This window comes from Pseudomonas chlororaphis subsp. aurantiaca (assembly GCF_013466605.1).
In the GTDB taxonomy this organism is placed as follows: domain Bacteria; phylum Pseudomonadota; class Gammaproteobacteria; order Pseudomonadales; family Pseudomonadaceae; genus Aquipseudomonas; species Aquipseudomonas chlororaphis_I.
In genome coordinates this window covers 4050738-4062779 of sequence record NZ_CP059162.1, presented here as the reverse complement: position 1 = coordinate 4062779, position 12042 = coordinate 4050738, and the positions used below count along the sequence as shown (strand labels likewise).

The 12042-nt window shown below is 65.2% G+C and carries 10 protein-coding genes; 6 read left to right on the top strand and 4 right to left on the bottom strand.

The window, feature by feature from the left end; all coding sequences use genetic code 11:
* The first annotated feature begins 168 nt into the window (after window positions 1-168).
* Window positions 169-5040 (top strand): NAD-glutamate dehydrogenase, encoded by a 4872-nt coding sequence (locus tag H0I86_RS18325; RefSeq protein WP_180921589.1) that lies wholly within the window; start codon window positions 169-171, stop codon window positions 5038-5040.
* A 193-nt stretch (window positions 5041-5233) separates the two neighbouring features.
* Here the strand turns inward: H0I86_RS18325 and H0I86_RS18320 are convergent, their stop codons facing one another.
* From H0I86_RS18320 to pdxR, 3 genes are all read right to left on the bottom strand, one after another.
* Window positions 5234-5653, bottom strand: coding sequence for a cupin domain-containing protein (locus H0I86_RS18320; protein ID WP_180921588.1), 420 nt, complete (start codon window positions 5651-5653; stop codon window positions 5234-5236).
* 97 nt (window positions 5654-5750) lie between these two features.
* Window positions 5751-6032 carry a putative quinol monooxygenase gene (locus H0I86_RS18315; RefSeq protein WP_180921587.1) on the bottom strand — a complete coding sequence of 94 codons (282 nt, stop codon included), beginning with the start codon at window positions 6030-6032 and terminating at the stop codon, window positions 5751-5753.
* A 181-nt stretch (window positions 6033-6213) separates the two neighbouring features.
* On the bottom strand, window positions 6214-7647 hold the full coding sequence (gene pdxR / locus H0I86_RS18310; protein WP_180921586.1) for a MocR-like pyridoxine biosynthesis transcription factor PdxR: 1434 nt from the start codon (window positions 7645-7647) through the stop codon (window positions 6214-6216).
* Window positions 7648-7893: 246 nt separating this feature from the next.
* Here pdxR and H0I86_RS18305 point away from each other — a divergent pair, with 246 nt between their 5' ends.
* A complete protein-coding gene (locus H0I86_RS18305) occupies window positions 7894-8334 on the top strand; it encodes a carboxymuconolactone decarboxylase family protein (protein WP_180921585.1) in 441 nt (146 codons plus the stop codon).
* A 36-nt stretch (window positions 8335-8370) separates the two neighbouring features.
* On the top strand, window positions 8371-8997 hold the full coding sequence (locus H0I86_RS18300) for an FMN-dependent NADH-azoreductase (protein ID WP_180921584.1): 627 nt from the start codon (window positions 8371-8373) through the stop codon (window positions 8995-8997).
* Between the two features lie 122 nt (window positions 8998-9119).
* On the opposite strand, the gene H0I86_RS18295 is transcribed toward H0I86_RS18300, so the two are convergent.
* Window positions 9120-9467 (bottom strand): hypothetical protein, encoded by a 348-nt coding sequence (locus tag H0I86_RS18295; protein WP_180921583.1) that lies wholly within the window; start codon window positions 9465-9467, stop codon window positions 9120-9122.
* Window positions 9468-9748: 281 nt separating this feature from the next.
* Between H0I86_RS18295 and H0I86_RS18290 the strand changes: the two genes are divergently transcribed.
* From H0I86_RS18290 to H0I86_RS18280, 3 genes are read left to right on the top strand one after another with little or no spacing between them, the layout of a single operon-like run.
* A complete protein-coding gene (locus H0I86_RS18290) occupies window positions 9749-10357 on the top strand; it encodes an STN domain-containing protein (protein ID WP_180921582.1) in 609 nt (202 codons plus the stop codon).
* Window positions 10354-10899 carry an RNA polymerase sigma factor gene (locus H0I86_RS18285; protein ID WP_180921581.1) on the top strand — a complete coding sequence of 182 codons (546 nt, stop codon included), beginning with the start codon at window positions 10354-10356 and terminating at the stop codon, window positions 10897-10899. Before H0I86_RS18290 ends, H0I86_RS18285 begins: the two co-directional genes overlap by 4 nt.
* Before the next feature lie 39 nt (window positions 10900-10938).
* Window positions 10939-11889, top strand: coding sequence for a FecR family protein (locus H0I86_RS18280; protein ID WP_180921580.1), 951 nt, complete (start codon window positions 10939-10941; stop codon window positions 11887-11889).
* Window positions 11890-12042 lie beyond the last annotated feature (153 nt).

The window sequence follows — 12042 nt, the reverse complement described above, 5'->3', positions numbered from 1 at the left end:
CAGATGCCCCTCCGGGAACGGTGAATGTGACCTGAGCGTCTCGTACAGCTTCACCACCCTGTCATCCTGCGACCTCTGCCCGAGATCCAGGAGCAGGATGACCGACACCCCCAAGGGGGATTGCATGCGACGCTTTCATCAATAACAAGCCCAAGCGGAGTACCACAGATGGCGTTCTTCACCGCAGCCAGCAAGGCCGACTTCCAGCACCAACTGCAAGCGGCACTGGCGCAGCACATCAGTGAACAGGCACTGCCACAAGTGGCGCTGTTCGCTGAACAATTCTTCGGCATCATTTCTCTGGACGAACTCACCCAGCGTCGGCTGTCCGACCTGGCGGGCTGCACCCTTTCTGCCTGGCGCCTGCTTGAGCGCTTCGACCACGCGCAACCGCAGGTGCGCGTCTACAACCCCGATTACGAACGTCATGGCTGGCAGTCGACCCACACCGCGGTCGAAGTGCTGCACCATGACCTGCCGTTCCTGGTGGACTCGGTCCGCACCGAGCTGAACCGTCGCGGCTACAGCATCCACACCCTGCAGACCACCGTGCTGAGCGTGCGTCGCGGCAGCAAGAACGAGCTGCTGGAAATCCTGCCCAAGGGCACCCAGGGCGAAGGCATCCTGCAAGAATCGCTGATGTATCTGGAGATCGACCGCTGCGCCAACACCGCCGAGCTCAATGTGCTGAGCAAGGAGCTGGAGCAGGTGCTCGGCGAAGTGCGCGTCGCCGTCGCCGATTTCGAGCCGATGAAAGCCAAGGTCCAGGAACTGATCGATGGCATCGGCAACAGCCAGTTCGAGATCGACGCCGATGAAAAGGGCGAGATCAAGAGCTTCCTGGAATGGCTGGTGGGCAACCACTTCACCTTCCTCGGCTACGAAGAGTTCGTGGTGCGCGAGGACCAGCACGGCGGCCATATCGAGTACGACCAGGACTCCTTCCTCGGCCTGACCAAGCTGCTGCGCGCCGGCCTCACCGTCGACGACCTGCGCATCGAAGACTACGCCGTGAACTACCTGCGCGAACCGACGCCGCTGTCGTTCGCCAAGGCCGCTCACCCAAGCCGCGTGCACCGTCCGGCCTACCCGGACTACGTGTCGATCCGCCAGATCGATGCCGACGGCAACGTGATCAAGGAATGCCGCTTCATGGGCCTGTACACCTCGTCGGTGTACGGCGAAAGCGTGCGGGTGATTCCTTATATCCGCCGCAAGGTGGAAATCATCGAGCAGCGCTCCGGCTTCCAGGCCAAGGCGCACCTGGGCAAGGAGCTGGCCCAGGTCCTCGAAGTGCTGCCCCGCGACGACCTGTTCCAGACCCCGGTCGACGAGCTGTTCAGCACCGTGATGTCGATCGTGCAGATCCAGGAACGCAACAAGATCCGCGTATTCCTGCGCAAGGACCCGTACGGTCGTTTCTGCTACTGCCTGGCCTATGTGCCGCGCGACATCTATTCCACCGAAGTGCGGCAGAAGATCCAGCAGGTGCTGATGGATCGCCTGAAGGCCACCGACTGCGAGTTCTGGACCTTCTTCTCCGAGTCCGTGCTGGCGCGTGTGCAACTGATCCTGCGGGTCGACCCGAAGAACCGCATCGACATCGACCCGCTGCTGCTGGAAAAAGAAGTGGTACAGGCCTGCCGCAGCTGGCAGGACGACTACGCCGCACTGACTGTCGAAAGCTTCGGCGAAGCCCACGGCACCAACGTCCTGGCCGACTTCCCGAAAGGCTTCCCGGCCGGCTACCGCGAGCGCTTCGCCGCGCATTCGGCGGTGGTCGACATGCAACACCTGTTGAGCCTGTCCGAGGCCAACCCGCTGGTGATGAGCTTCTACCAGCCGCTGACCCAGTCCATCAGCCAGCCGCTGCTGCACTGCAAGCTGTACCACGCCGATACCCCGCTGGCGCTGTCCGACGTGCTGCCGATCCTGGAAAACCTCGGCCTGCGCGTGCTCGGCGAGTTCCCGTATCGCCTGCGTCACGCCAGCGGCCGTGAGTTCTGGATCCACGACTTCGCCTTCACCGCGGCCGAAGGCCTGAACCTGGATATCCAGCAGCTCAACGACACCCTGCAGGACGCCTTCGTCCATATCGTGCGTGGCGATGCCGAGAACGATGCGTTCAACCGCCTGGTGCTGACCGCCGGTCTGCCATGGCGCGACGTCGCGCTGCTGCGTGCCTACGCCCGTTACCTGAAGCAGATCCGCCTGGGCTTCGACCTGGGCTACATCGCCAGCACCCTGAACAACCACACCGATATCGCCCGCGAGCTGACCCGGTTGTTCAAGACCCGCTTCTACCTGGCGCGCAAGCTCACCGGCGATGACCTGGAAGACAAGCAGCAACGCCTGGAGCACGCGATCCTCACCGCTCTGGACGATGTCCAGGTGCTCAACGAAGACCGCATCCTGCGTCGCTACCTGGACCTGATCAAGGCCACCCTGCGGACCAACTTCTACCAGACCGACGCCAACGGCCATAACAAGTCGTACTTCAGCTTCAAGTTCAACCCGCACCTGATTCCCGAGCTGCCCAAGCCAGTGCCGAAGTTCGAGATCTTCGTCTACTCGCCGCGCGTCGAAGGCGTGCACCTGCGTTTCGGCAACGTCGCTCGCGGTGGCCTGCGCTGGTCCGACCGCGAGGAAGACTTCCGCACCGAAGTCCTCGGCCTGGTAAAAGCCCAGCAAGTGAAGAACTCGGTGATCGTGCCGGTAGGCGCCAAGGGCGGTTTCCTGCCGCGCCGCCTGCCACTGGGCGGCAGCCGGGACGAGATCGCGGCCGAGGGCATCGCCTGCTACCGCATCTTCATCTCCGGCCTGCTGGACATCACCGACAACCTGAAGGACGGCGCCCTGGTGCCGCCGGCCAACGTGGTGCGTCACGACGACGATGACCCGTACCTGGTGGTCGCGGCGGACAAGGGCACCGCGACCTTCTCCGACATCGCCAACGGCATCGCCATCGACTACGGCTTCTGGCTGGGCGACGCGTTCGCTTCCGGCGGTTCCGCCGGCTACGACCACAAGAAGATGGGCATCACCGCCAAGGGCGCGTGGGTCGGCGTGCAGCGCCACTTCCGCGAGCGCGGCATCAACGTCCAGCAAGACAGCATCACCGTGGTGGGCATTGGCGACATGGCCGGCGACGTGTTCGGCAACGGCTTGCTGATGTCCGATAAGCTGCAACTGGTCGCGGCCTTCAACCACCTGCATATCTTCATCGACCCGAATCCGGATCCGGCCACCAGCTTTGCCGAACGCCAGCGCCTGTTCGACCTGCCGCGTTCGGCCTGGAGCGACTACGACACCAGCATCATGTCCGAAGGCGGCGGCATTTTCTCGCGCAGCGCGAAGAGCATCGCCATCTCGCCACAGATGAAAGAACGCTTCGACATCCAGGCCGACAAGCTGACCCCGACCGAGCTGCTCAACGCCTTGCTCAAGGCGCCGGTGGACCTGTTGTGGAACGGCGGTATCGGTACCTACGTCAAGGCCAGCACTGAAAGCCACGCCGATGTCGGCGACAAGGCCAACGATGCGCTGCGGGTCAACGGCAACGAGTTGCGCTGCAAGGTGGTGGGCGAGGGCGGCAACCTCGGCATGACCCAGCTGGGTCGTGTGGAGTTCGGCCTTAATGGCGGCGGTTCCAACACCGACTTCATCGACAACGCCGGTGGCGTGGACTGCTCCGACCACGAAGTGAACATCAAGATCCTGCTCAACGAAGTGGTGCAGGCCGGCGACATGACCGACAAGCAACGCAACCAGTTGCTGGCGAGCATGACCGACGAAGTCGGTGGCCTGGTGCTGGGCAACAACTACAAGCAGACCCAGGCCCTGTCCCTGGCGGCCCGTCGCGCCTTCGCGCGGATCGCCGAGTACAAGCGCCTGATGAGCGACCTGGAAGGCCGTGGCAAGCTGGACCGCGCCATCGAGTTCCTGCCGTCGGAAGAGCAGCTCAACGAGCGCGTCGCCGCTGGCCACGGGCTGACCCGTCCGGAACTGTCGGTGCTGATCTCCTACAGCAAGATCGACCTCAAGGAACAGCTGCTCAACTCCCTGGTACCGGACGACGACTACCTGACCCGCGACATGGAAACCGCGTTCCCGCCGACCCTGGTCAGCAAGTTCGCCGAAGCCATGCGCCGTCACCGCCTCAAGCGCGAAATCGTCAGCACCCAGATCGCCAACGACCTGGTCAACCACATGGGCATCACCTTCGTGCAACGCCTGAAGGAGTCCACTGGCATGAGCCCGGCCAATGTGGCGGGCGCCTATGTGATCGTGCGTGACATCTTCCATCTCCCGCACTGGTTCCGCCAGATCGAAGCCCTGGACCACCAGGTCTCGGCCCAGGTGCAGTTGGAGCTGATGGACGAGCTGATGCGCCTTGGCCGTCGCGCCACCCGCTGGTTCCTGCGCAGCCGTCGCAACGAGCAGGATGCCGCGCGGGACGTCGCGCACTTCGGTCCGCACCTGGCGGCGCTGGGCCTCAAGCTCGACGAACTGCTGGAAGGCCCGACCCGCGAAGGCTGGCAGACCCGCTACACCGCCTACGTCGAAGCCGGCGTGCCCGAGCTGTTGGCGCGCATGGTGGCAGGTACCACCCACCTGTACACCCTGTTGCCGATCATCGAGGCCGCGGATGTCACCGGGCACGACGCCGCCGATGTGGCCAAGGCCTACTTCGCCGTGGGCAGCGCCCTGGACCTGCCGTGGTACCTGCAGCAGATCAGCGATCTGCCGGTAGCCAACAACTGGCAGGCCCAGGCACGCGAAGCCTTCCGCGACGACGTGGACTGGCAGCAACGGGCGATCACCATCTCGGTCCTGCAAATGGCCGACGCGCCGGAAGACATGGAAGCCCGCGTGGCCCTGTGGCTGGAGCAGAACCAGAGCATGGTCGAGCGCTGGCGCGCGATGCTGGTGGAAATCCGTGCCGCCAGCGGCACCGACTACGCGATGTACGCGGTGGCCAACCGCGAACTGCTGGACCTGGCCATGAGCGGTCAATCGGGCCTTGTAGCGGCGGCCTGATCGAGCGGTAAATGAAAAGCCCCGTATCGCGAGATACGGGGCTTTTTTCATGGCCTCACGAAATGTTGTAGCCGCTGCCGCAGGCTGCGATCGAGCGGAACGCTCGCGAGGGGCTCAAGGTCCTGCGGCAGCGGCTACAAAAAAACGCGGCTTCTGTAGGAGCGAAGCTTGCTCGCGATCCGCGGCCAGGCGCTTACTGCTTCAACGGCGTCAGCACCTCATCCTTGGCGTCCTTGAGCACGAACACCAGCAGCCTGGCCGGTTTGCTGGCGCTGGCGTTGGCCGACACCGGGTGCTGCGAGCCGGCCGGTTCGTACCAGGATTCGCCCGCCTTGTAGGTGATGGCCGGCTCGTCGTTGACCCTTGAGGTGATCTCGCCTTCGAGCACATAGGCCAGGGCCGCGCCCTTGTGCATGTGCGGCACCGTGGCCTGGCCCGGCGCGTAGTCGACGGTGAGCATCAGCGCGGTCTTGCCCGGCAGGTTGCTCAGGGCATGTTCCTGGAGGATCTTGAGTTTCTCCTGGCCGTACCCCGGGTCATGGGCGGCGGCGCCCAGGGAGGTGAGCAGGGTCAGGCCGGCGAGGGCGCAGGTCAGGGCAGCAAGGGTCTTCATGGTCGGTTTCTCCGGTGCGGAAGGGGCCGGCTCAAGGTAAGCCCGCTGGCGCGACCGGCCTATAACCAATCCCGGCAAAGAAGCGCAGACCAATGCCTCAGTGTTCGAAGTCGAGGGCGCAGGCCAGGCGGCTGGCCAGCAGGTCGATGAAGCCCTGGGCTGCCGGCAGATGGAAATGCGCCTGCATCTCGGCCGTCGAGCGCCACTGGCCGCGCACGGTCCAATGCCGGGGATCTTCGACGCTGCGGCGAGCGGTGTACTCCAGGCACCCCGGGGCCTCGCGCAGGGCGGCGAGGAGTGTTGTCAAATGCTGGTCAAATTCATCCGAACGGCCTTGGGCGGCTCGGATCTGCACGATATTGATGGCTGGACTGGACATCTCGAACCCTCCACGACCTGTAGCCGCTGCCGCAGGCTGCGATCGGCTTGGGCGGCACTCCGACGTAGCAGGTGCAGGATCTCAAGATCGCAGTTGCAGTCACGGCGTTTGCTGGAGGCTCAGAATAGCGCCAGGAGATTGCAAGGAAAATAACCAATCCCCGGGAAAAGCCCGGGGCCAATCAGGCAATCTGTTGCAGGATGTCACGCACCTTGTCCAGGGCCGGGTCGATGTCCAGGGTCTCGATGGCGCCAAAGCCGATGAACAGCCCGTCCCTGGCCGGCTCCTGATAATAGAAGCCGTGCAGCGGGTAGAGCCCGACCTCGACCTTCTTCGCCAGCTCCAGCAACAGCGGGATGTTCACCGGCACCTTGCACAGCGCCGCCATGTGGAAGCCGGCGGTGGACGGCACCGCCTGCAGCCAGGGCGAGAGGTCGCCGTTCAGGCGTTGCAGGATGCGCTCGCGGCGCCCGGCGTACACCGTGTGGCAGCGGCGGATGTGCTTGAGCAGGTAACCCTCGGCGATGAACTTGGCCAGCGCCCATTGCGGCAGGGTCGAGGTGTGGCAGTCGGTGAGGCGCTTGGCCTTGATCGCCGCGCCGAGAATCGCCGGCGGCAGCACCGCGTAGCCCAGGCGCAGCTGCGGCAGCATGGTCTTGGAGAAGGTCCCGACATAGGCCACAGCACCACGTTTATCCAGGCTCTGCAGGGCGTCGGTGGGTCGCCCCTCGTAGCGGAACTCGCTGTCGTAATCGTCCTCGATGACGATCGCCCCCAGCTCCCGCGCCCGCTCCAGCAGGGCCTCGCGACGGGCCTGGCTCATGGGCATGCCCAGGGGGAACTGATGGGACGGGGTGACGTAGATCAGCCGCACGCCGTCGGGAATCCGCTCGACCTGGATGCCTTCATCATCCACCGGCACGCCGATCACCGTCGCGCCCTGGGCGCTGAACAGCAGGCGCGCCGGGGTGTAGCCGGGGTCTTCCATGGCCACCAGGCTGCCGGGTTCCAGCACCACCCGGGCAATCAGGTCCAGGGCCTGTTGCGCGCCGTTGCAGACCACGATGTCGGCGTCGCTGCAGGCCACGCCGCGAGAGAACGACACATGCCCGGCAATCGCATGGCGCAGCGCCGGCAGGCCTTCCGGCTGGCTGTAGAAACCGCCGCTCTGGGCGATCCGCCGCAGGGCGTCCTGGGTGCAGCGCCGCCATTCTTCCTGGGGGAACTGATTGCGGCTGGTGGCGCCGCCGATGAACTCGTAGCGCGAGGTGCCTTCCAGGGTCGGATGGCGCAGGGGCGTGGGCAGCTCGCGCCATTTTTCCAGGCTCTGCGCGCAGGCCAGGTCGGCGGCGCTCTGCTTGGCTTCGGCCTTCACCGGCCGGGCATTGACGAAGGTGCCGCGGCCGATCCTGCCGATCAGGAAGTTCTCATAGGTCAGCAGGCTGTAGGTGTCCGACACCGTCTTGCGCGAGATCCCCAGTTGCTCGGCCAGCAGGCGGCTCGGCGGCAACTGGGCACCCGCCGCCAGTCGCCCGGATTCGATGGCGGCGCGCAGTTGCCGATACAGCTGGTCGGCCAGGTCCTTGCGCCCGTTGATGACGACATGCAGTTCCATCGATGACATTCCAAAACGATCAGTGCCCGCCAGATTACCCGCCCGGCCGGGTTTGGTGTAGCGGGCCGATAGGGGGATCGGCCTGAGATCCGGGCGCGTACTGCGATAAGCCCGCAGGGCTTCGGCGGTATCAAGTCCGGCACAGGTCCCGGTGGACTGCCGATAAACCCGCGGATTGGCTATAGGGACAGCCCGGCACGGCCCTTAGGCTAGGAAGAACACAAACGAACGCTCAGGGTGACCCCGATGGAACCCCGCCTGGACTACTACAGCGCCTCGCCGGAAGCCCTCAAGGGCCTGCTGATGCTCGAGGCAGAAACCTTCGGCCTGTCCATCGAGAAGCCGTTGCTGGAGCTGATCAAGATCCGCGTCTCGCAACTCAATCACTGCGCGTTCTGCACCGACATGCACGCGGTGCAGGCGCGCCAGAACGGCGAGAGCGAGCGGCGCCTGTACGCCCTGAGCGTGTGGCGCGACTCGGGGTTGTTCAGCCCGCGGGAACGCTCGGCCCTGGCCTGGAGCGAGTCGGTGACCCTGTTGTCCGACCCTGCGGTGCCGGATGAATTGTTCCAGGCGGTGCACGGCGAGTTCAGCGAGCGCGAGCTGGTCGACCTGACTGTCGCGGTAGCCGCCATCAACTGCTGGAACCGCCTCGCCGTGGCGTTCCGCCAACAGCCCAGCATTTAGCCCAGATATCTTTCAACCCAAGCAAGGTAATGCTCAATGAAACTGCTGCACGTCGATGCCAGCTCCAAAGGCGAACGCTCCAACTCCCGTGCCCTGGGCCGCTACTTCATCGAACGGCTACAAGGCCAGGGCGTCGACCTGGAGATCGACTACCTGGACCTGGCGGTGGATACGCCGCCCCACGTCAGCGAGGCCTTCGCCATCGCCACCTACACCGCTGCCGATGCCCGCACGCCGCAGATGCGCCAGACCCTGGCGGCCTCGGATGCCTTGTGCCAGCGGGTGATGGACGCCGATGCCTGCCTGTTCGCCATGCCGATGTACAACTGGTCGATGCCTTCGACCTTCAAGGCTTTTATCGACAGCATCACCCGCACCGAGCTGACCTACCTCAATACCCCGGACGGCATCGTCGGCCAGCTGACCCGGCAGAAGGTGCTGTTCCTCACCAGCCGTGGCGCCGACCTGCGCCCGGGCAATCCCATGGCCTGGATGGACGCGTTGACCCCGGCGCTGAAGGCCGCCTTTGCCTTTATCGGTGTGCAGAACCCAGTGTTCGTCGATGCCCAGCCGCTGCAATTCGCCAACCCCGAAGCCCGCGAGGAAGCCCTGCAACGGGCCCGGGCGGAGCTGGATGGCGTGGCCTGGCAGTGGGCGGCGTAGACGGCTTTGCCGTCTATCGCGGGCAAGCCTCGCTCCTACAGAAGAAGACCTGCTGCTTCTCTCGGAGCGACCGGTCGACGCTCGATTGCCCGCGACAGGGCCCGAACGGCCAACGCAAGAACCTAAGGCCGCTGCGGCTTCACCGAAGTGCCGAAGGTATTGCCCATCCGCGTGCTGGTGGCGGCCGGGGTCGACAGGCCCATCTGGTTTGGCGGGCGCTTGTGGATCGGCACCTGCATGGCTTCCTGATTCTTCTGTTCGGCCTTGGCGCCGTCGGGGTTGTTGCCCATCTGCTTGCTCAGGCAGCCGTAGTCCGGGGCCTTGTAGCCTCCCACGCTGACGTCGACACAACCCGCGCCGAGCTTTTCGCCAGAAGCAGCAGTGGGCGTTTCGCCAGGCGTGGCGGCATGGCCGGCCAGCGGCAGGGCGCCGAGCATCAGGCTGGCGACAAGGGTGCAAAGCTGTTTCATCGGGGGCCTCCTGGCGGGCCCGGGAGGGGCCGTTGCGGTCCTTGAGTGTAGAGCAAGGCGGGTGGCGAAAAAGTGATGGTTTTTTTGCGGGTGCCGTAACACCAGATTCATAAACTGGCCTCAGGATGACGGTTTTCAGGGACAGGTCAGCCGTGCAGCGACGCCGAGCAAAGGTCGGGTATCGGTCTTTCTTTCACGCGGGGTTCGCGCGCTGGGGGCTTGCGCTGCTGTTGGCGCTGGCTGCCTCGGGCGGGTTGTGGGCGGCACCATCTGCACCGCCAATGGTGGATCCGCACCGGCTGCTGGACCTGGACATCGCCGCGCAAGACCTGGCCGAAGCGCTTGAACTGTTCAGCCGCTCGACCGGGATGGCGGTGCTGGTGGATCGCGAGCTGACCCGAGGGCGCCGCTCGGTACGGGTCCAGGGGCGCTACAGCGCCCGGGATGCCCTGAGTCGCCTGCTGACAGGAAGTGGTTTGATGGCCCGTTACGCCCGTTCCGATGCCTTTACCTTGCAAGTCGCCCAGCTCAGCGATGCGCCTGCCCCCAAGGGCGCGGGCGGCAACGCCGGGGCCAGCGACAGTTTCGCCAGTGCCCTGCAACACGCGGTGGAGGCCGGCCTGTGCCGTTCGGAACTGACCCGGCCGGGTCGCTATCGGGCGGTGCTGCAACTGTGGATCGACCGTGGCGGGCATATCGAGCACAGCCGCCTGGTCACCACCACCGGCGATCTGCGGCGCGACGAGGCGCTGGTGCAGAGCCTGAGCGAGACCTGGGTCGAACGGCCCGCGCCGAGTTCGCTGCGCCAGCCAGTGACCTTGCTTCTGATACCCGACAGCGCAGGAAAACGCATGGATTGCAGACAACGCCAAGGAGCCTCCGGGGCATGAAGAATACCGGGCACAGTGCGATGGTCAGGCTGTTCCTGACCTCCTACGACGACTTCAAGCTGCGTCTGCGCCGGCGCCTGGGCTCGGAAGACCTGGCCAACGATGTGCTGCACGAAACCTACCTGCGGGTCGACCGTATGGAAGAGCCGCCGAACCTGGCCCAGCCCAATGCCTACCTCTATCGCATGGCCCTGAACATCGCCGCCGACCGCCGCCAGGCCGACGCCCGGCTGCTCACCGGCAGCGAGGTCGAGGAACTGCTGCAGATCAGCGACGAAGCCCTGGACCCGTCGCGGGTGGTGGGCGGGCAGAAGGAAATCCAGTCGCTGCTCAAGGCGCTCTACGAACTGCCGGCGCGCCGGCGCAAGATATTTATCGCCGCGCGCCTGGAGGAGGCGCCGCACCTGGAAATCTCCCAGCGCTTCGGCATTTCGACACGGATGGTCGAGAAGGAAATCAAGGCGGCCCTGGGCCACTGCGCCTCGCGCCTTGAAAGAAAAGTGATTCAGCGGTTCGGTCCCGGCGCCGGAAAACCGTCCTAGTCACTAAAGGCCCCGATTAATCCGTGAGTACCCGCACGCTTGAACATCTTTAGCATCTCCACTTCTCGGGCGACACCGGACCACCGGCTGCGCAACGAGGCCCAGGACTGGCTGCTCCTGCTGACCTCGGGGCGGGCCACCGCGGCCGATGCCCGGGCCTTGCAGCAGTGGTGCGAACAGAGCCCGCAGCATGCCGAGGCCTTCGAGCAGGCCAAGTTGCTGTGGCACAGCCTGAAACCGGCCGCCGAACAATGCCAGCAGCAGACCCCGCCGCGGCGCTTCGGGCGCCGGGCCTTTCTCGGCGGGGCGCTGGCGGCCTCGGTGGCGCTGGTGGCGGTGCGGGTCTCGGTGCCCGGAGGTTTTGCCGGGCTGAGCGCCGACTACCGCACCGAGGTCGGCGAACAACGCCGGGTCGAGCTGGAGGACGGCCTGAGCCTGGAGCTCAACACCCAGACCCGCATCAGCCGGCGCGAGCTGGCGCAAGGCGGGCAGGGCATCGAACTGCTCGAAGGCGAGGTCGAGGTCTCGAGCCAGCGCGCGTTGCCGGTGCGGGTCCAGGCCGGCAACGGCTGGATGAGCGCTTCCCAGGCGCGCTTCAATGTGCGCAATACCAACCACAGCGTCTGCGTGACCTGCATCGATGGCGCGCTGCAGGTCGAGGTCGCGGGCCGGCTGATCCGCCTGGACAGCGGTCGCCAGTTGACCTACGACAGCCGCCAGGTCGGCGAGCCGACGGCGGTGGACCCGACGGCGGTGATCGCCTGGCGCGAGCAGGTGCTGGTGTTCGACAACGCCACCCTCAACACCGTGATCGACGAGATCAACCGCTACCGCCCGGGCATGCTAGTGCTGCTCAACGCCGAGCTGGGCAAGCGCAAGGTGCAGGCGCGTTTCAACCTCAACCAGCTGGCCGGCGTGGCCCTGCTGATCCGCGACGCCTACGGCGCCAAATGCACCGAGTTGCCGGGCGGTGTGGTGTTGTTGAGTTGAAGCGCAAAACCGGTAGGCGCGAAGCTGGCTCGCGATAGCGTCCGTTCAGGCCAACCGCGTTGCCTGGATCGCGGGCAAGCCTCGCTCTTACAGAATCACTGTCGACCCAATCCCGCGTAACTGTTGCGTTAACGTGCGTTGCCGCTGTGTAGC